This window comes from Bradyrhizobium sp. UNPF46 (assembly GCF_006658625.1).
GTDB classification, from domain to species: domain Bacteria; phylum Pseudomonadota; class Alphaproteobacteria; order Rhizobiales; family Xanthobacteraceae; genus Bradyrhizobium; species Bradyrhizobium nitroreducens.
This window is the reverse complement of record NZ_LFJB01000054.1, coordinates 78149-96340: the sequence shown is the minus strand read 5'-3', so window position 1 is coordinate 96340 and position 18192 is coordinate 78149. Positions and strand designations below refer to the sequence as shown.

15 protein-coding genes are annotated in these 18192 nt (G+C 66.8%); 2 read left to right on the top strand and 13 right to left on the bottom strand.

The genetic code is table 11. The features are described from left to right. Positions 1–3 precede the first annotated feature (3 nt). The gene (fdhD, locus tag UNPF46_RS21935) at positions 4–831 is read left to right on the top strand and encodes a formate dehydrogenase accessory sulfurtransferase FdhD (RefSeq protein ID WP_142251393.1); all 828 of its coding nucleotides are present in this window, start codon (positions 4–6) and stop codon (positions 829–831) included. After that, positions 821–1054, top strand: a complete 234-nt coding sequence (locus tag UNPF46_RS21930; RefSeq protein WP_174718931.1) for a formate dehydrogenase subunit delta — start codon at positions 821–823, stop codon at positions 1052–1054. Before fdhD ends, UNPF46_RS21930 begins: the two co-directional genes overlap by 11 nt. Here UNPF46_RS21930 and UNPF46_RS21925 read toward each other — a convergent pair. The 13 genes from UNPF46_RS21925 to UNPF46_RS21865 all read right to left on the bottom strand — a co-directional run bounded on the left by UNPF46_RS21925 (position 1029) and on the right by UNPF46_RS21865 (position 18015). Beyond that, positions 1029–3998 carry a bifunctional [glutamine synthetase] adenylyltransferase/[glutamine synthetase]-adenylyl-L-tyrosine phosphorylase gene (locus tag UNPF46_RS21925; RefSeq protein ID WP_142251392.1) on the bottom strand — a complete coding sequence of 990 codons (2970 nt, stop codon included), beginning with the start codon at positions 3996–3998 and terminating at the stop codon, positions 1029–1031. The genes UNPF46_RS21930 and UNPF46_RS21925 overlap by 26 nt on opposite strands. Further along, positions 3995–5455 (bottom strand): sensor histidine kinase, encoded by a 1461-nt coding sequence (locus UNPF46_RS21920; protein WP_142251391.1) that lies wholly within the window; start codon positions 5453–5455, stop codon positions 3995–3997. Before UNPF46_RS21920 ends, UNPF46_RS21925 begins: the two co-directional genes overlap by 4 nt. After that, on the bottom strand, positions 5439–6119 hold the full coding sequence (locus UNPF46_RS21915; RefSeq protein WP_100181168.1) for a response regulator transcription factor: 681 nt from the start codon (positions 6117–6119) through the stop codon (positions 5439–5441). The genes UNPF46_RS21920 and UNPF46_RS21915 overlap by 17 nt, the downstream gene beginning before the upstream one ends. A gap of 272 nt (positions 6120–6391) precedes the next feature. Then, entirely contained in the window at positions 6392–7969 is a 1578-nt protein-coding gene (locus tag UNPF46_RS21910; protein ID WP_142251390.1) for a Do family serine endopeptidase, read from the bottom strand. Positions 7970–8191: 222 nt separating this feature from the next. Beyond that, positions 8192–9535, bottom strand: a complete 1344-nt coding sequence (locus tag UNPF46_RS21905; RefSeq protein WP_142251389.1) for a methyl-accepting chemotaxis protein — start codon at positions 9533–9535, stop codon at positions 8192–8194. A 128-nt stretch (positions 9536–9663) separates the two neighbouring features. Continuing rightward, positions 9664–10146 (bottom strand): cytochrome c-type biogenesis protein, encoded by a 483-nt coding sequence (locus UNPF46_RS21900; RefSeq protein ID WP_142251388.1) that lies wholly within the window; start codon positions 10144–10146, stop codon positions 9664–9666. A 4-nt stretch (positions 10147–10150) separates the two neighbouring features. Further along, positions 10151–12133 carry a heme lyase CcmF/NrfE family subunit gene (locus UNPF46_RS21895; RefSeq protein WP_142251387.1) on the bottom strand — a complete coding sequence of 661 codons (1983 nt, stop codon included), beginning with the start codon at positions 12131–12133 and terminating at the stop codon, positions 10151–10153. Beyond that, positions 12130–12675 carry a cytochrome c maturation protein CcmE gene (gene ccmE, locus UNPF46_RS21890; protein WP_100181169.1) on the bottom strand — a complete coding sequence of 182 codons (546 nt, stop codon included), beginning with the start codon at positions 12673–12675 and terminating at the stop codon, positions 12130–12132. Before ccmE ends, UNPF46_RS21895 begins: the two co-directional genes overlap by 4 nt. Before the next feature lie 37 nt (positions 12676–12712). Then, a complete protein-coding gene (ccmI, locus tag UNPF46_RS21885) occupies positions 12713–13816 on the bottom strand; it encodes a c-type cytochrome biogenesis protein CcmI (protein WP_142251386.1) in 1104 nt (367 codons plus the stop codon). Between the two features lie 131 nt (positions 13817–13947). Then, positions 13948–14217: a hypothetical protein gene (locus UNPF46_RS21880; protein ID WP_100177324.1), complete on the bottom strand. Its 270-nt coding sequence runs from the start codon at positions 14215–14217 to the stop codon at positions 13948–13950. A gap of 99 nt (positions 14218–14316) precedes the next feature. Continuing rightward, positions 14317–15717, bottom strand: coding sequence for a hypothetical protein (locus UNPF46_RS21875; RefSeq protein ID WP_100177325.1), 1401 nt, complete (start codon positions 15715–15717; stop codon positions 14317–14319). 161 nt (positions 15718–15878) lie between these two features. Then, entirely contained in the window at positions 15879–17255 is a 1377-nt protein-coding gene (locus tag UNPF46_RS21870; protein WP_100177326.1) for an ATP-binding protein, read from the bottom strand. A 94-nt stretch (positions 17256–17349) separates the two neighbouring features. Next, positions 17350–18015, bottom strand: a complete 666-nt coding sequence (locus UNPF46_RS21865; RefSeq protein WP_018315821.1) for a response regulator transcription factor — start codon at positions 18013–18015, stop codon at positions 17350–17352. Between the last annotated feature and the right edge of the window lie 177 nt (positions 18016–18192).

Below are 18192 nucleotides of genomic sequence, written 5' to 3'. Positions count from 1 at the left end.
GGCATGCACGTGCCCGTCCAGGCCATCGACCGCGAGATCTGGCGCGACGGCGCCGCGTCCGAAGGCGTGCGCCTGATCCCGGAGGAGACGCCGCTGGCGCTGACCTATAATGGCGGCACCTACGCCGTCATGATGGGGACGCCGCAGAACCTGGAGGATTTTGCCGTCGGCTTCAGCCTGGACGAAGGCATCATCAAGTCGGTCGACGACATCAAGTCGCTCGACATCGTTCGCCTCGACGACGGCATCGAGCTCAGGATGTGGCTCGCACCGGAAGATGCGGCGCTCATCAGCGAGCGCCGTCGCCACGTCGCAGGTCCCACCGGCTGCGGCATCTGCGGCATCGAGTCCATTGCCGAGGCGGTGCGACCCGCGGCGGTCGTGCCGCAGGGGCAGACCTTCACGCCCGAACAGATCATGACGGCGATGCAGGCGATCGCGCCGCTGCAATCGATCAACCTGCAGACCCGCTCCGTTCACGCCGCAGCGTTCTGGTCCCCATCAGGCAACATCGTCGCGTTGCGCGAGGATGTCGGCCGCCACAACGCGCTCGACAAGCTCGCCGGCGCCCTGGCACGCAGCCGCGCGGATGCGAGCTGCGGCATGGTGCTGCTGACCAGTCGCGTTTCGGTCGAGATGGTGCAGAAGACGGCAGCAATCGGCGCGCCGGTGATGATCGCGGTGTCCGCGCCCACTGCGCTCGCGGTCCGCACCGCGGAAGCCGCCGGCATCACGCTGGTCGCCATTGCCCGCCAGGACGGGTTCGAAGTGTTTTCGCATGGTGACCGGGTCGTCGCCCGCCATGCCACGGAGGTTGCCGATGTCGCCTGACCGCCTGATCTACATGGCCAACCAGATCGGCAAGTTCTTCCAGAGCCAGGGCCACGGCAAGGCCGTGCCGGGGATTGCCGAGCACATCAAGAAGTTCTGGGATCCCCGGATGAAACGCGCGATCTTCGCGCATCTCGACGCCGGCGGGGCGGGCCTCGCGCCCGACGTCCGCGAGGCGCTCACCGCGCTGAAGCAAACTACGACGCTTCCAGCAGCGCCCTGAACACCCGCCGCACCTCGCCCTGCGTCTCCTTCACCCGCGCCTCGAGCGACGAGAAGTCCGGCGCATCGCCGGCGCGCGCCATCACGCGCTGCAGATCCGTGCCGGCGGTTTCCGGCTTGAAACGATCGCTGACGCACAGCCGCAGGATCTGCGTCAGATCGTGATAGAGCCGGGCTGCGGCACGCAGGATCTCGGTCTCCGATTGCGGCAGCACGCCGAGCCTGCACGCATTGTCGAGCACCTGCATGGTGCCGACGTCGAGGATCTCGGGCATCTCGTGCGCGTGCACGAGCTGGAGATATTGCGCGATGAAGTCGATATCGACCATGCCGCCGGCGGCGTATTTGAGATCCCAGCAATCGCCCTCGCCCTTCTCCTGGGCGATCGCGCGCCGCATATCGGCAACGTCATTGGCGGTGATGTCGCGATCGCGGCGGCGGGTCAGGACATCGCGAATGACGTGCTCGATCCGTTCCCGGAATTCGGGCGAGCCGGACACCACGCGCGCACGCGTCAGCGCCATGTGCTCCCAGGTCCAGGCCTCGTTGGCCTGGTAGTCCGCGAATGAGACCAGGCTCGAAGCGACGGGACCGGCGCGGCCCGAGGGACGCAGCCGCATGTCGATCTCGTAGAGCACGCCGTAATTGGTGCGCGTCGTGAACGCGCTGATCAGACGCTGGGTCAGGCGGGCAAAATAATGCGCGCCCTGCAGCGATTTCGGCCCGTCGGAGTCCGGATGGTCGGCGTCGAAATCGTAGAGCAGGATGAGGTCGAGATCGGACGAGGCCGTCATCTCGCGGCTGCCGAGCCGGCCCATCGCGATGATCGCGGTCTCCTGCCCCTTGATCCTTCCGTGCTGGGCGGCGAAGCGGTCGGCGACGAGGCCATGCACGGTGTGGACGATGCCTTCGGCGACATCGGCGAAGGCGGTGCTCGCCTGCTGCGCGGAGACGGTGCCGGAGAGGATCCGCGTGCCGATCAGAAACAGGCTCTCCTGCCCGAACAGACGCAGGCGGTCGAGGAATTCTTCATATGAGCCCGCGTCCTGCACGGTCGCAGCCAGCCGTCCCGACAATTCCTGCCTGTCCGGCATGGCGCCGAAGAAGCGCGGATCGATCAGGCCGTCCATCAGCTGCGGCTGCCGCGCCAGCATCTCGCCCAACCGCGGCGCCGCGCCCAGCACCAGCGCCACCAGCGCGACAAGATCGCGGTTCTGGCCGAGCAGCGTGAACAGCCGGCCGCCGCGCTGCAAGGCCCCGAGGAACTGATCGAACGCCACGACGGCGCGATCCGGCTCCTCGGCATGGGCAAGCCCGTCGATCAGGGCCGGCACGAATTCGATGAAGGCGTTACGCGTCGCCTCATTGCGGAACACGCGATAGTCGCCGGTGACCCAGTCGCGCACGGTCTGCGCCACCGCGGCAGGCTTCTTGAAACCGAGCGTTGCGAGGTGCTGGAGCAGCCGCGGATCGTCGGGACCGGCACCATAGTCGAGCGTGGGCAGCTTGGCGGTGCCGGTCGGATCGTCGCCCTCGAACAGCTTCTCGTAGTGGCCCTGCACGATCTTGAGCTGTCGCAGCAGATCGCCCGCAAAAGCTTCGCGATCCGGATAGCCGAAGAAGCGGGCAAAGCGCTCGACGGCGTCCTTGTCTTCGGGCAGCGCATGGGTCTGCTCGTCGGCGATCATCTGGAGGCGATGCTCGACCCGGCGCAGGAATTCGTACGCAATGGTCAGCTCGTCGCGCGCGGCAACGGTGATCCAGTTGCTGGACGCCAGAATGTCGAGCGCCCTGAGCGTCGGCCGCACCCGCAATTCCGGATGACGGCCGCCGGCGATCAATTGCTGGGTCTGGGCAAAAAACTCGATCTCGCGGATGCCGCCGCGGCCGACCTTGACGTTGTGCCCCTCCACCGCGACCTCGCTCTGGCCGCGATAGGTCTGCATCTGCCGCTTCATGTCGTGGACGTCGGCGAGCGCGGCGAAGTCGAGATGCTTGCGCCAGACGAAGGGCGCGATCTCGGCCAGCAGCGCCTCGCCCGCCTTGGCATCGCCGGCACAGGCGCGCGCCTTGATCATCGCGGCGCGCTCCCAGGTGCGCCCTTCCCGCTCGTAATAGTTCAGCGCGGCGTCCCTGGAGATCGCCACCTGCGTCGAGGACGGATCGGGCCGCAGGCGCAGATCGACGCGGAACACATAGCCGTCATAGGTGCGCTGCTGGAGGATCCGCGCCATCCCCTGCGTGACCCGGACGAAGAATGGCTGCGGCTCGATATCGGGCGCCAGCGTCGTCGCATCGGGATCGAAGAACACGATGAGATCGACGTCGCTGGAATAGTTCAGCTCGCCCGCACCCATCTTGCCCATGGCGAGCACGATCAGGCCGCAGCCCTCTTCGGGCGCCTCGGGATTGGGCGGCAAAATCTTGCCACGTGCGGCTTCCTGCCGCAGCAGGTATTGGAGCGCCGCCTGCACCGAGGACACCGCGACGTCGGTCAGCGCCGCCGTCACCCGCATCACCGGCCAGACCCCGCCGATGTCGCACAAGGCGGTCAGCAGCGCGGCCTCGGCTTTCATGCGGCGTAGCAGCCGCATCACCTCGGCCTCATCAGCCGCCGCGAGCACTGCGCCTCTGGCGTCCGCGATGAGGGCCGCCAGATGCGCATCCGGGTCGCATTCGAGCAGCCGGACCAGACGCAACGCATCGGCGCGCACCAGATCGAACAGATAAGGCGAGAATTCCGCGATACCGGCCAGGACATCCCGCGCGAAAGGATGGACCAGCAGCGCCTCGAGACGGGCCGATTGGGCCGGCTCGAGCTCGCTCAGCCAGCTTTCCAGACGTCGTTCGTCGGTTGTGGAAGCGGCAATATGGGGAGCTTCCGCGAAGCGCGCGGCCAGCCTCTCACCATGCTTGTCCGCGTTTCCCGGCGCGGAGTGGTTCATGCCACCTTCTGTGGCACATCCGGTATTGGCGGAGCAACCCTGTCGCCGGCACGGAGGCGCGCGGGGAGCACCAGCGTGGCGACGAGGCCCGGCTGAGCGTCGCCCAGCCGCAATTCGCCGCCATGCAATGTCGCAACCGCCGAAGCGAGGCTGAGGCCAAGGCCCGAGCCCGGCTGCGTGCGGCTCGCTTCCAGGCGAACGAATCGCTCGACCGCATGCTCGCGGTCGGCCTCGGGTATGCCGGGACCGCGATCGGTGACGCTGAGCAGCACCTGGTCGCCCTCGCGCCTGGCCTCGATCAAGATCGGCCGCGCGTCCATGCTGACCACGGTTCCCCCGGTCTGTGTGACAGGCTTGCCGTATTTGATCGCATTCTCGACCAGATTGGCGAGCGCCTGGCTGATCAGTTCGCGGTTGGCGTGGACCGGCGTCGGATCGGCCTTGACCTTCAAGGTCATGCCGTCGTCCTCGGCCAGCGGCTCATAGAGCTCGTGGATGCCATTGGCCACATCGGCGGCGTCGAAATCATCCATGTTGCCGCGCGCCTGCCCGGACTCGGCACGCGCGATCATCAGAAGCGCGTTGAAGGTGCGGATCAAACCGTCTGATTCCTCGATGGTCCGCTCCAGCGCCGCCCGGTAGTCGGCCTCGCAGCCCGATTTTGCCAACGCTTCCTCGGCGCGGTTGCGCAGCCGTGTCAGCGGGGTCTTGAGATCGTGAGCGATGTTGTCGGAGACCTCCTTCAGCCCCGCCATCAGCGCCTCGATCCGCTCCAGCATGGCGTTGAGGTTTTCCGCGAGGCGGTCGAGCTCGTCGCCGCTGCGCCCGACCGGCAGGCGTTCGCTGAGATCGCCGGTCATGATGCGATGCGCCGTGCCGCTCATCGCATCGATGCGCCTGAGCACCCTGCGCGCCACGAAGATGCCGCCGCCGAGACCGAGCACGACGACGATGAGGACAGACCATTGCGCGGCCTTGGCGACGATGCCGAACAGACGCCGGCGTTCGGCAAGGTCGCGGCCGATCAGGAGACGGAAGCCGTTCTCGAGTTCGGTGACGCGCACCAGCGCGCGATGGTCGCGATCGTCGGCATCCTCGATGCGGCGATAGGCGGTCTCGGACCAGCCGCGCGTCGCCATCACGCCGGGCGCGAGCGAGCCGACATTGCCGGCGATCGCCTGCCCGGTCGGCGTGGTCACGAGATAGAGGTTGGCACCGGGCCGCAACGCGCGGTACTCGATCGCGAGCACCAGGCCGCGCAAGCCGCGCCTGTCGTAGAGATCGGAGATCTCCGAGGTCTCGGCATTGACCGTCTGCGTGATTTCCTCGGTGATCAGCCGCCGCGTATTCCAGGCGAAATAGGCCAGCAGCGAGGCCGCGAACATCGCGAACAGCAGCAGATAGACCAGCGTCAGCCGGAATGCCGTGGTGCGGACGAGTTTACCGAATGCCGTCACGGATCATGTACCCCGCGCCGCGGATCGTGTGCAGCAGCGGCCGCTCGAATCCCTTGTCGATCTTGGAGCGCAGCCGCGAGATGTGCACGTCGATCACGTTGGTCTGCGGATCGAAATGATAGTCCCAGACGTTCTCCAGCAGCATGGTGCGCGTCACCACCTGGCCGGCATGCTTCATGAGATATTCGAGCAGGCGGAATTCGCGCGGCTGCAGCGTCAGCTCGTCCTTGCCGCGGGCGACGCGATGGGAGAGCCGGTCGAGCTCGAGATCGCCGACGCGGTACAGCGTGTCCTCGGCGGGACCGCCGCGGCGGCGCGACAGCACCTCGACCCGGGCCAGCAGCTCGGCGAAGGAATAGGGCTTCGGCAGATAGTCGTCGCCGCCGGCGCGCAGGCCCTTGATGCGGTCGTCGACCTGGCCGAGCGCGGAGAGAATCAGCACCGGCGTGGTGTTGCCCTTGTCGCGCAGCATCCCGATCAGCGACAGGCCGTCGCGCTTGGGCAGCATGCGGTCCACCACCAGCACGTCGTAATCGCCGCTCTCGGCCATGGCGAGGCCCTCCTCGCCGTCGGCGGCGTGGTCGGCGATGTGTCCGACTTCGCGGAACGCCTTCACGAGGTAGTCGGCGGATTCGCGGTCGTCTTCGATGATGAGGAGGCGCATCGTGCGTTCGGCGGCGGTCAAGGAGGTCAACCTTCTCTAAACATGGCGCGAGCGGCTATCGCATGCAAGCCGAGTGGGAGACGCCGGCATGGAGAAAAAGGCGGGCGGTGAAGCTGGGGGGACCTCACCGCCCTAGGCCTTCCGACGGAGGGGGGCGTAATTCCACCGGAAGGTAGACGGGGGAAGCGAACGTTACGCTGCTTCCCCGAAGGGCGCCGGCGGCGGGGGCGACTGATGCCGGCGACACCCTTCATCTCAAGGCTTCCCGAGGCTTACCCCTTGGCGAGGGGCACCGCGACGAAGCGCGACTGGCCGCCGCTCTTCACGCGCATCAGGACGCTGTTCTTGTTGTCGGTCCGCGCCGTGTTGATGGCCTCGCGCACGTCGCCGGCGGTCGCCACGCTCTTGCCGCCGACTTCGAGAATCACGTCGCCTTCCTTGAAGCCGCGTTCGGCCGCGGCGCTCTTCGGATCGACCTCGGTGACCACGACGCCTTCCTTGCCGGCGCCGGCCACGGAGTTTGCGGGCGCAACCGTCATGCCGAGCTTGGGCACGTCGGTGCCCTTGCTCGCACCCTTGCCGCTGTCATTGTCGTTGTCGGCCTTGGCCTCGACCGTGTTCGGCAACTGGCCGAGCGTCATGTTCACGACCTTGTCCTGGCCCTTGTGCAGCACGTTGAGCTTGACGGTCGCGCCGGGCGCCATGCCGCCGATGGTGCGGGCAAGCTCGCGGGCGTCCTTGACGGTCTCGCCGTTGACCGCGGTGATGACGTCGCCGGATTCGATGCCGGCCTTGGCGGCCGGACCGTTGGCCTGCGGCTCCGCGACCAGCGCGCCCTCGGCCTTCTTCATGCCGAGGCTGTCCGCGATGTCGGAGGTGACGGGCTGAATTTGCACGCCGATCCAGCCGCGGCTGACCGAGCCCTTGTCCTTGAGCTGGGCGACCACGCTCTTCACCGTGCTCGCGGGAATCGAGAACGCGATGCCGACGCTGCCGCCGGAGGGCGAGTAGATCGCGGTGTTGACGCCCATCACCTCGCCATTGGTGTCGAAGGCCGGACCGCCGGAATTGCCCTTGTTCACGGGCGCGTCGATCTGGATGAAATCGTCATAGGGACCGTTGCCGATGTCGCGGCCGCTCGCCGAGACGATGCCCGCGGTCACCGTGCCGCCGAGGCCGAAGGGGTTGCCGACCGCGAGCACCCAGTCGCCGATCCGCGGCTTGGCGTCAGCGAGCTTGGCGAACGGGAAGTTCGAGCTGCCCTCGACCTTGATCAGGGCAAGGTCGGTGCGCTGGTCGGTGCCGATCACCTTGGCGGTGTAGGTCTTGCCGTCGTCGGTGGTGACCTCGACCTTGTCGGCACCGTCGACCACGTGGTTGTTGGTCACGGCAAAGCCGTCGGCCGAGATGAAGAAGCCGGAGCCCTGGCCCTGCACCACGCGGCCGCGGCCGCCCTTCATGCCCGGGAAGCCATCCGGACCGCCGAAGCGGCGGAAGAAGCGCTCCATCGGCGAGCCCGGCTGGAACGGCGAGGAGGAATCGTCGCCGTCGTCGTTGCTCGCGGTCTTCTCCTTGATGTTGACCTTCACCGAGATCACCGAGGGCTTCACGCGCTCGACGATATCGGCGAAGCCGATGGGACGTTCGACCTTGCGGACCTCGTTGTTGACCTGCGCATGCGCCGGGCTGGAGAACAGATCTGCCGGCGAAGTGGACGGGCTGAAGCCGTAGACGGCCGCGCCGAGACCGGCGACCACCGAGGCCATCAGCGCGAACCTGCGCGCGGAGAACACCGACCGGCGCGGCTGCCGGTAGGACGGAAGGTTCGAGAGGTCGATACGGTCGGACATGCAGAAATCTCCAGGGCCTTGAAATCCATTTGGTGCCGGATGCCAGCACCTTGCCGACCTGAAGATGGGGGCTCCCGCCTTACCGCGCGCTGGCGGCGGGGTTAAACTTTTGTAATGAAGGGAGGGTCTGGGATGCGGCCGTTCGGCGCAGGCTGAAAATTGCGCTCTCACAGCAACTTAAGCAGGTTCCCGTGACGGCGCGTCAGGCGTGCTTTGACGCGCTCAGCTGGCCCTGACGCTGACGATGAACTCGTCGACTTCGCGCTTCAAGGTTTCGGCCTGCTGCGACAGGTCGACCGCGGAATCCCTGGCCTCGGTGGCCATGCGGCCGGTCTCCGCGGAGGTCGAGGTGATCTGGGTGATGTGGTTGGAGACGTCGAGGGTGCCGTGCGCGGCGTCCTGGGCGCTCCGCGAGATCTCCTGCGTGGCGTTGCGCTGCTGGGCGGTGTCGACCTCGATGCCGGACATGATCGAGGAGATCTCCGACAGCGTCTTTGAGATGCCGTCGATCGCGCCGCGGGTCTCCGCGGTGATGCCCTGGATGCTGGCGACATGGGAGGTGATCTCCTCCGTCGCCTTGCTGGTCTGATGCGCCAGATTCTTCACCTCGGAGGCGACCACGGCAAACCCCTTGCCGGCCTCCCCTGCCCGTGCCGCCTCGATGGTGGCATTCAGCGCCAGGAGATTGGTCTGCGATGCGATCGCCTGCACGAGCTGGACGACCTCGCCGATCTTGTCGGCGGCATCCGACAGCGTGTGGATGGTGTCGCGGCTCTTCTCGGCTTGCGACGCCGCGCCCTCGGCGCGCTGGGTCGCGTCCGTGACGCGGCGGCTGATCGTGACGATCGAGTTCGTCATCTCCTCGGCCGAGCCCGCGACCGTCTGCACGCTGGCGCTGGCCTGGTTCGCAGCGCTCGCGACCGCATTGGCCTTGGTGCTGGTGTCGTTGGCCGTCCGCGACAGCGTCTCGGCGTTGCTCTTCAGATGCACGGCCGACGACGCCACGCTGTCGACGACGCTGGCGACGAGATCGTTGAAGCTCTTGATCCGGTCGTCCAGGAATTTCGATCGCTCGGCCTGGTGCTGCGCTTCGTGCAGCTGCTGCTCGGTGAGGTGGCGCCGCTCGATGCCGTTGGTCTTGAAGACCTCCAGCGCACCGGCCAGCAGGCCGATCTCGTTGGTGCGGCCGAGTCCGGGAACGGGTGTCTCGAACTTCTGGTCGGCGACCTCGCGCATGGCATGCACGATCGCCGCCAGCGGGCTGAGGATGCCGTTGCGCACGGCGAACCAGGTGGTGAGGCAGATTGCGGAGGCGACGACGGCGATCCCGCCGCAGGCGGCCAGGAACCAGGAGAACGCGGCCTGCGCCTGCTGATAGGTCTGCATGGCGTGATCGCGCGCAGGACCGCTCAGCGCGGCAAAGTCCGACGACAGGCTGGTGATCTCGTTATTCAGATAGAGCACCGCAATGAAGCCGGTGCCGCCGCCGATGCCCAGCAGAAACAATAGTGCAGCGACGACGGCACCAACCAGGAAGCGGATCGTCAGATTGCTGTTCGCGAACATCAGAGGGACTCAGAGTCTGGAATCGAAGCTCGCGACAAGCTTCCAGACAAAGGTCAAAATACCATGAACCACGCGGCAGCGGGCCGGCGGGCTACGTAAGACTACGTAACCAGGACGACATCGCGTCGCTACGTCGATTTGGCCTCGTCCGACATCAGGGCCGCAAGCTTCGCCTGTTCGTCGGGCGTGAGCGGAGGTGCTGGTACATCGACACCGCTGCGGGCGCGGCGCCGGATTTGCAGCCACAGCGCCACGCCGCCTCCGATCAGCAGCAGCGGCCCGAGCAGCCACAGCAGCACGGTCTGCCGCTCGAAGCGCGGCTTGAGCAGCACGAACTCGCCATAGCGCGCGACCAGGAAGTCGAGCACCTGCGAATTGCTGTCGCCGGCGCCGATGCGCTCGCGCACCAGCAGCCGCAGGTCGCGCGCCAGCGGCGCATCGGAATCGTCGATCGACTGGTTCTGGCAGACCATGCAGCGCAGCTCGCGCGACAGCTCGCGCGCACGGGCTTCCTTGGCGGGATCTGCCATGATCTCGTCGGGCTGCACCGCGTGAGCCGCGGGCACGGCCAGCAGCATCAGAGCGATGAACGCGACCATCATCCGGAGCATCGGATCACTCCGCCGGCTGGAAGCGCTGCTTGGCCCGCGCCGGCTTCGGCGCGCCAACCCGCAGGCGCCGGTCGGACAGCGACAGCACGCCGCCGAACGCCATCAGCACCGGTCCCCACCAGATCATGAGCACCATCGGCTTGTAGTAGATGCGCACGGCAATGGCGCCCTCGGCCGTGGCATCGCCGAGCGAAATGTAGAGCTGGCTCGCGCCGCGCGTCAGCAGCGCGGCCTCGGTGGTCGACGAGCCGCGGGTGGTGAAGCTGCGCTTGGAGGGCGTCATGACGCTAAGGGGCTGGCCGTCGCGGCTGACGTTGAACTGGGCGATCATCTCGCGGTAGTTCGGGCCCTGACGCTGCAGCAACCCGTCGAGCTTGACGTCGAAGCCGGCGATCTCTGCGACGTCGTTCTGCTTCATCGTCGCGATATATTCGCTGTTCCAGGTGGTCTCGCACACGATCCCGATCAGCGCCACGCCGAGGCCGGCATGCGCGAACGCCGTGCCCCAGGCCGAGCGCGGCAGCCCGCGGGCCCGGTGCAGCACCGTCGCGAACGGCAGCCGTACGAGACCGGTGCGTTCGACGATGTCGGTCACGGCGCCGGCGATGACGAAGACGCCAAGCCCGATCGCAAGCGGCGCCAGCGCGCTGCCGCCGCGCGCCCAGCCCCAGACGATGGCGACGGCCACGAGCCCGGCGACGCCGGCAGCGAGCAGGCGCTGCGTCACGCCGAGCAGATCGCCGCGCTTCCACGCCAGCATCGGCCCGAACGGAACGGCAAGCAGCAACATGGCAAACAGCGGCGCGAAGGTGAGGTTGTAGAACGGCGCACCGACCGACATCTTGAAGTCGGCGAGCATCTCCATCGCAAGCGGATACAGCGTGCCGAACAGCACGACCGCGCAGGCGACCGTGAGCAGCAGATTGTTCAGGACCAGCGCGCCCTCGCGCGAGATCGGCGCGAACAGGCCGCCCTGCTTCAACGACGTGGCGCGGCCCGCGAACAGCGCCAGGCTGCCGCCGATGAACAGGCAGAGGATCAGCAGGATGAACACGCCGCGGGTCGGATCGGTGGCGAAGGCGTGCACGGAAGTGATGACGCCCGAACGCACCAGGAAGGTTCCGAGCAGCGACAGCGAGAAGGTCAGGATCGACAGCAGGATGGTCCAGACCTTCAGCGCGTTGCGCTTCTCCATGACCAGCGCCGAATGGAGCAGCGCGGTGCCGGAGAGCCACGGCATCAGCGAGGCGTTCTCGACCGGATCCCAGAACCACCAGCCGCCCCAGCCGAGCTCGTAATAGGCCCAGTACGAGCCCATTGCGATGCCGAGCGTCAGGAAGATCCAGGCGACCAGCGTCCACGGCCGCACCCAGCGCGCCCAGGCAGCGTCGATCCGTCCCTCCATCAGCGCCGCGATGGCGAAGGAGAACGAGATCGAGAAGCCGACATAGCCGAGATAGAGCATCGGCGGATGCACGGCGAGACCGATGTCCTGCAGCACCGGATTGAGATCGCGTCCCTCGATCGGCGGATTGGCGATGCGCAGGAACGGATTCGAGGTCACGAGGATGAAGAGGTAGAAGGCGCTGGCGACCCAGGCCTGGACCGCGAGCACGTGCGCGCGCAGCGACAGCGGCAGATTGTTGCCGAACGCCGCGACCAGCCCGCCGAACAAGGCGAGGATCGACACCCACAACAGCATCGAGCCTTCATGGTTTCCCCACACGCCCGTGATCTTGTAGAGCAACGGCTTCATCGAGTGGGAGTTCTCATAGACGTTGGCGACGGAGAAGTCCGAGTTCACGTGCAGCATCACGAGAGCTACGAACGAGGCGCCGACGAACAGGAGCTGGGCCAGCGCCGTGGAGCGCGCCACGTTCATCAGCGCGGCGTCGTTCAGGCGCGCGCCGATCAGCGGCACGATCGACTGGATTAGTGCGAGTCCGAGCGCCAGCACCAGCGCGTAATGTCCGGATTCTGCGATCACCGCACTGCTCCCTGCGGATTGCCCTGCGCGGTCGTCGCGGCGGGCTTGCCCGCGTCGGACGTCTTGCCGCTGTTGGAAGACTTGCCGCTGTCAGCAGGCTTGCCGCCGTAGTCGTCCTTCCAGTGCCCCTGCTTCTTCAGGGCATCGGCGACGTCCTTGGGCATGTAGGTCTCGTCGTGCTTGGCAAGCACGGTATCGGCCTTGAACACGCCATTGGCGTCGAGCGCGCCTTCGGCGACGACGCCCTGCCCCTCGCGGAACAGGTCGGGCAGGATGCCCTTGTAGGCCACCGGCAGCTTGGCGTTGCCGTCGGCAACCTCGAAGGTCACCGCGAGATTGTCGCCGCGCTGGAGCGAGCCGGGCTGCACCAGCCCACCGAGGCGAAACCGCTTGCCGGGCTCGACATGCTTCTCGGCGACCATGGTCGGGGTGGAGAAGAACACGATGGAGTCGCGAAGGGCGTTGAGCACCAGCGCGGCGGCGAGCGCGAGCACGGCGAGTGAGCCGCCAATGATGGTCATACGTCGCTGCTTGCGCGTCATGGCGTATCCGTTCTCCGCTTCTCTCGTTCCGGCATCGTCATCCGCCGAGCCCGAGAGTCTTGAGGCCATCGTTGAGCTGGCGAAGCCGCTCGGCATCGCTGGCAACGGCCTGCCGGGCATCGGCCGACGCCCCGACCGCCTTTTCGCGATCGCCCATCACGAGATAGGCGCGCACCAGGCGCAGCCATCCATCGACGTCCTCGCCGTTCTGCTTCAACCGGGTGGCCAGACGTTCGACCATGCCGCGCACCATCGCGTTGCGATCGCCCTCGGCCATGTCCCTGGAAGCGGCGATCGTCTCGTCGGACAGCGCCGGCATCGTCCCACCGGCAACACGCACCAGCGAGGACTGCACCAGGGCACGCCACGGCGCATCCGCGGGCGCCTTCGCAAGCAGCGTGCGCCAGATATTGGCGGCATCGTCCTTGCGGCCGTCCTGTTCGGCGGCGAGGCCCAGGAAGTAGTTGGCCTTGGGATCGTCGGCGTCCAGCGCGTGTGCGCGCTCGAATTCGGTCTTGGCCTCGGCGGTCACCACACCGCCGGCGGCGGCCGAGATCGCTTCGCCGAGATCGGACCGACGCTCCGCGCTCTCGCCATTATAGGCGAGCGAGTTGCGATAGGCGCGCACCGCCTCGTCGAAACGGCCGAGCCGCTCCAGCACCGGCGCAAGCACGTTCCAGCCGCGCCCGTCGGTCGGATTCTTCTCCAGATGCTGCTGGACCTGCTCGACGAGATTCTCGAGCGACTGCGCCTTGCCCGGCGCGCGCTCCCGTTGTGCCAGCGGAAAGTCCTGAAGCTTGGGCGAGCCGAGCGGCATGTAGACACCGGCCGCAACGAGCGGCAGGCCCGCGAGTGCCAGCACGGCCGCGGCGCGGCGCCATTTGAGATTCGACTGCGGTGCCACCGCGGGCTCGCTGGCGGCCGCGGCAAGCAGCCTGCGGCTGATCTCGACGCGCGCGGCCTCCGCGTCCGGCGCGGGGATCAGGCCCGCGGCGAGATCACGCTCGATCTCGGCCAGCTGGTCCTTGTAAACCGCAACCTCGCTGCCCTGGTCTTGCGCGCGCGCTCTACGGCCAAGCGGCAAGAGCACGGCGAAAATCGCCGCGACCGTCATCAGCGCGAACACGAACCATAGCGTCATCTGGCAAGCTTCCGGCAGCGCGCAAACCGCGCCCATAGGTGCCTTTACACCACGGCCGGACGATGCGGCAATTGACAATTGTCAATTCGGCGCGACCGCATGCAGTCGCGAAACGGTGGAAATCCAACGGCTTAGCCGATCTCGAAATCCACACTTTGCGCGGCGTCCTCGCCGTGGCCGTTGAAGGCCTTCAGGAAGTATGTTCCCGGCGCGACCGCATCCGGCAATCTGATGCGCAGCGCACCGACCGGAACCGGCGACGCAACCCTCGTGATTGTCTCGGACACCTGTCGACCGCTTGCCTTCTCGACCAGCACCACTTTGGCGCCGACCATCAGTCTTTGATACTTGGCAACGATGACGCGGTTCTCAATTTCAATGGAGCTGATAACGGGTTTCATGCGCCCACAAATGGAAGTTCCCCGGACTTGCACGGGACCGTACGGTGCGCGACCTACACCGTCAACCTCAAATTGTGATCACGAAAATATGCGCTCGGATCAGCTTGCCCGCGACGATTTGCGCTCGCCGGTAGCTGCGTTCTCCGCGGCCCGGCTCATCAGCGAGGCATAGTCATCACCGAACAGCACCTGGCAGAAGCGAATCGCGGCCTGCACCTGCTGCTGCCTGTAGGTGCGGACCTTGTGATCGGCGGCGCGCAGAGATTGCACCAGCTGCTCGGTCGAGCGTTCGACATATTGCTGCAGGTCGGAATAGGTGCGCAGCGTCACCTCGTTGATCGCAAGCTCGCTCGCATAGTTGCGGCAGGTCGCGACGAAATCGATCAGCGCCGCCGTTTCCTCGACCTCGGTGCCGTCGATCCGCGCGCCCGGCGGAATGTCCTTCTCGGGACGCTGGCGCAGGATGCGGCGGACGCGGCCGGGAACGCTGTCGATCTCGGATTGCAGCGCATTGGAGATGTCGGCCCGGATCGAGGTCAGCTGCTTGCCCCAGGCGGAATCGTTGCGCAGGTCGAGCTCGGTGCGCAGGCCCCGGACGCCGTCGTGCAACGTCTTGAGATTGCCGGCAACGTTGTCGAAATGGCCGCGCTTGATGTCCATGCGCAAGGCGGCGGCGACGCAGGACAGATCATGCAGCGCCATCGTGACCGCGACACCATAGGGCGTCGCTGCGACGCGGATCTCGTCGTCGGAGGCAGCAATCTTGATGGCGAGGCGAATGATCTGCCACGGCGCGGTCATCCGCTGCGCCACGATCGACAGCGCGAAGGGCAGCATCTGCGGGGTCTGCAGCACCGGAATGTTGAGCGCGGAGGTCACCGAGGCGATCTGGGAATCGCCGAAAGCGCGCAAGGTGCGCGGCAGCTTCTCGATCAGGCTGGCAATGGCTTCCCGGACCTGCAGCACCGCTCCGATCGAATAGAGGTCTTCGATCACGTTGGGCGGGCCGACCCGGGCCAGCGCGCGCGACTTGTCGCCGCCGCCGGGACCCGTCAGCTCGAAAATGGCATCGGCAGCCACCGCCTGGAGCTTCTGCGCCAGGGCCTCGACCTGCCCGGCGCTGTCGGCCGGCATGCGCGCCAGCGCGGCCTCGAATTCATTGACCTTGTCCGGCGCGCCGTCGCGGCCGAGCCATTGCCAGATCGGCTGCAACGAGGAGCGGCGGATCTGGCCGACCCGTGTCGGGACGCCCGCTTCGACCAGGAACGGTTCCAGCACCTGGAACAACAGCCGCGACAGATCGTCCGTGCGTGGCGGTGGGGCCTCATCGGCCTCGCTCTTGCGGACGATCTTGCGCAGCTGCTCGAGCACCAGGGTCGCCACGGCCGTGTCCTGGCCGCGCTCGAGCGCACGCTCGAACTCCCGCATCAGCAGCGCCTGCGACTGCGGCGGGAGCTGCGCGAGATATTCCCTCAGCCGCTCGATCGATGTCTGGCTCATGCGCCCGGGTAATGCACGGTAAAATGGCGGACATGGGATGTGTCCGGTGCGATCATAGGAGGGGCCCACTTAAGAAGCCGTTTAGCAAGTGGGACCGAATCCCTTCACTTGGCTTGGACCGGGGCCCCAGCGAGGACAAAAAGCCAAGTTTTGGCAATGCGTTACACTCCCGGAAGGACCAGCTCGGCGCGCAAGCCGCCGGTCGGCGCGCCGCCAAGCGAGAGGCTGCCGCCATAGAGCGCGGCGAGATCGGTCACGATCGACAGCCCCAGCCCCGAGCCGGGCTTGGACTCGTCGAGCCGCTGGCCGCGCCGGGAGACCTGGGCACGCTCGGCTTCCGACAGGCCGCGGCCGTCGTCATCGACGATGATCCGTAGGCGCGGGCCGCCCCCCGCCTGGTGCGGCGTCTCCACCAGGACCTCGATGAAGACGCGCGAGGCCGCCCATTTGCAGGCATTGTCGACGAGATTGCCGACCATCTCCTCGAGATCCTGGCGCTCGCCGCGGAATTTTGCCGACGGATCGGCCTTGGCCTCGACCACGATGCCGCGATCGCGATGGATTTTCTCCATGGTCCGCCGCAGCGCCTCGATGGCGGGCGCCACCTCCGTCACGGTCGCGACGATCGAGACACGCGCCGCGATGCGGGCGCGCTCCAGGTGATGGGCGAGCTGGTCGCGCATCACATCCGCCTGCTCCATCACCTTGGCCGCGAACGGCTCGGCGGCATGGCTGCCGGCCTCGTTGACGATGACCGAGAGCGGCGTCTTGATCGCATGGGCGAGATTGCCGACATGGGTGCGCGCGCGCTCGACGATCTCGCGATTGGCATCGATCAGCGCGTTGGTCTCGCGCGCCAGGGGCGCGATCTCGACCGGGAATTCGCCCTCCAGCCGCTCCGCTCGCCCCGAGCGGATATCGGCAATCGATTCCGAGATGCGCTTGAGCGGCGCGAGACCGAAGCGGACCTGGAATACGGTCGTGAGCAGCAGGACGATGCCGAGCGCGGTGAAGGTGCCGCCGAGATAATAGTCGAAGCTGCGGGTCTCGTCGAAGATCTCGGTGTCGTCGCCGGCGACGCTGACGAGAAATTTGCCGTCGGCGCCGAGATCGACGGGACGCTCGACCATGCGCAGGTTCTGCCCCTCGGGCCCGTCGACATAAGCGAGCCGGATGCCGGCGGCGGTGAGCTCGGTGCCCTGCTCCTCCAGCTTCGGCAGCTTCTTGTCCCAGAGCGATCGCGAGGAGCGCACTTCCGGCTTCTCGGTGTCGGTCCGCGTGATCTGCCAGTACCAGCCCGACAGCGGCAGCTCGAACAGCGGCTCGCCCAGCGACTGGAACTGGCGGTCCGGCGGCTCGTCGGGGGTGGCGACCTCGGCGATGAGGGTCCGGAGATAGAGATTGAGCCGGCGGTCGAAGGCGCGCTCGGTGGCGTTCTTGTAGACCGACGACAGCACCACGCCGGTGATGGCCAGGATCACCACGAGCCAGGCGGTCGCCGACAGGAATAGCCGGTTGGCAAGTGAGCTAGCGGCCATCGGAACGATCCCGGAAGGCGCAGGACGGCAGGGCGTCAGAGGTCATGACCGGACCAAGGCCCCTGTCGGGCGGCCCGTCAAGCCCCGGGACGCCTCAAGCGGCCGGCGGGGTCAGGAGATAGCCGAGGCCACGGACGGTCTGGATGATGTCGACGTCGAGCTTCTTGCGGATGCGGCCGACGAACACCTCGATGGTGTTGGAGTCGCGATCGAAGTCCTGGTCGTAGAGGTGCTCGACCAGCTCGGTGCGCGACACCACGCGCCCGGAATGGTGCATGAGGTAGGCCAGAAGCCGATATTCGTGCGAGGTCATCTTGACCGGATTGCCGGAGACACTGACCCGGCCGGTCCGGGTGTCGAGCGTGACGGGACCGCAGCTGAGCTCGCTCTGGGCATGGCCGGTCGAACGGCGCAGCAGCGCACGGATGCGCGCCAGCACCTCCTCGAGGTGGAACGGCTTTGCGACATAGTCGTCGGCGCCGGCGTCGAAGCCCTGGACCTTGTCGCTCCAGCGGTCGCGCGCGGTGAGGATCAGGACCGGCATGGTGCGGCCGTTGCGGCGCCAGGCCTCCAGCACCGAGATGCCGTCCTTCTTCGGCAGGCCGATGTCGAGCACGACGGCATCATACGGCTCGTTGTCGCCGAGATAATGCCCCTCCTCTCCATCGAAGGCACGATCGACGACGTAGCCGGCGTCGGTCAGCGCCTTGGTGAGCTGGCGATTGAGATCGGGGTCGTCCTCAACAACGAGCAGGCGCACGCTTCTCTCCAGAAATTGGCCGCATCAACACTGCACCAGATGAGCAATTCCGGCGTGAACTGAATATGAACGCCGGGAACCCGGCCGCGTTACTTTTTGGTCATATACGACGTGTTCGCGGCGAACGCGACTGCGCCCGCCCTGCAACCGGACGAGCCGGAGCAGGACGGGCGCAAT

Bases quoted from the DNA above. Each gene is read 5' to 3' on its own strand.
- fdhD (WP_142251393.1), top strand. From the start codon at position 4: ATGCACGTGCCCGTCCAGGCCATCGACCGCGAGATCTGGCGCGACGGC.
- UNPF46_RS21930 (WP_174718931.1), top strand. From the start codon at position 821: ATGTCGCCTGACCGCCTGATCTACATGGCCAACCAGATCGGCAAGTTC.
- UNPF46_RS21925 (WP_142251392.1), bottom strand. From the start codon at position 3,998: ATGAACCACTCCGCGCCGGGAAACGCGGACAAGCATGGTGAGAGGCTG.
- UNPF46_RS21915 (WP_100181168.1), bottom strand. From the start codon at position 6,119: ATGCGCCTCCTCATCATCGAAGACGACCGCGAATCCGCCGACTACCTC.
- UNPF46_RS21910 (WP_142251390.1), bottom strand. From the start codon at position 7,969: ATGTCCGACCGTATCGACCTCTCGAACCTTCCGTCCTACCGGCAGCCG.
- UNPF46_RS21905 (WP_142251389.1), bottom strand. From the start codon at position 9,535: ATGTTCGCGAACAGCAATCTGACGATCCGCTTCCTGGTTGGTGCCGTC.
- UNPF46_RS21900 (WP_142251388.1), bottom strand. From the start codon at position 10,146: ATGCTCCGGATGATGGTCGCGTTCATCGCTCTGATGCTGCTGGCCGTG.
- ccmE (WP_100181169.1), bottom strand. From the start codon at position 12,675: ATGACGCGCAAGCAGCGACGTATGACCATCATTGGCGGCTCACTCGCC.
- ccmI (WP_142251386.1), bottom strand. From the start codon at position 13,816: ATGACGCTATGGTTCGTGTTCGCGCTGATGACGGTCGCGGCGATTTTC.
- UNPF46_RS21880 (WP_100177324.1), bottom strand. From the start codon at position 14,217: ATGAAACCCGTTATCAGCTCCATTGAAATTGAGAACCGCGTCATCGTT.
- UNPF46_RS21875 (WP_100177325.1), bottom strand. From the start codon at position 15,717: ATGAGCCAGACATCGATCGAGCGGCTGAGGGAATATCTCGCGCAGCTC.
- UNPF46_RS21870 (WP_100177326.1), bottom strand. From the start codon at position 17,255: ATGGCCGCTAGCTCACTTGCCAACCGGCTATTCCTGTCGGCGACCGCC.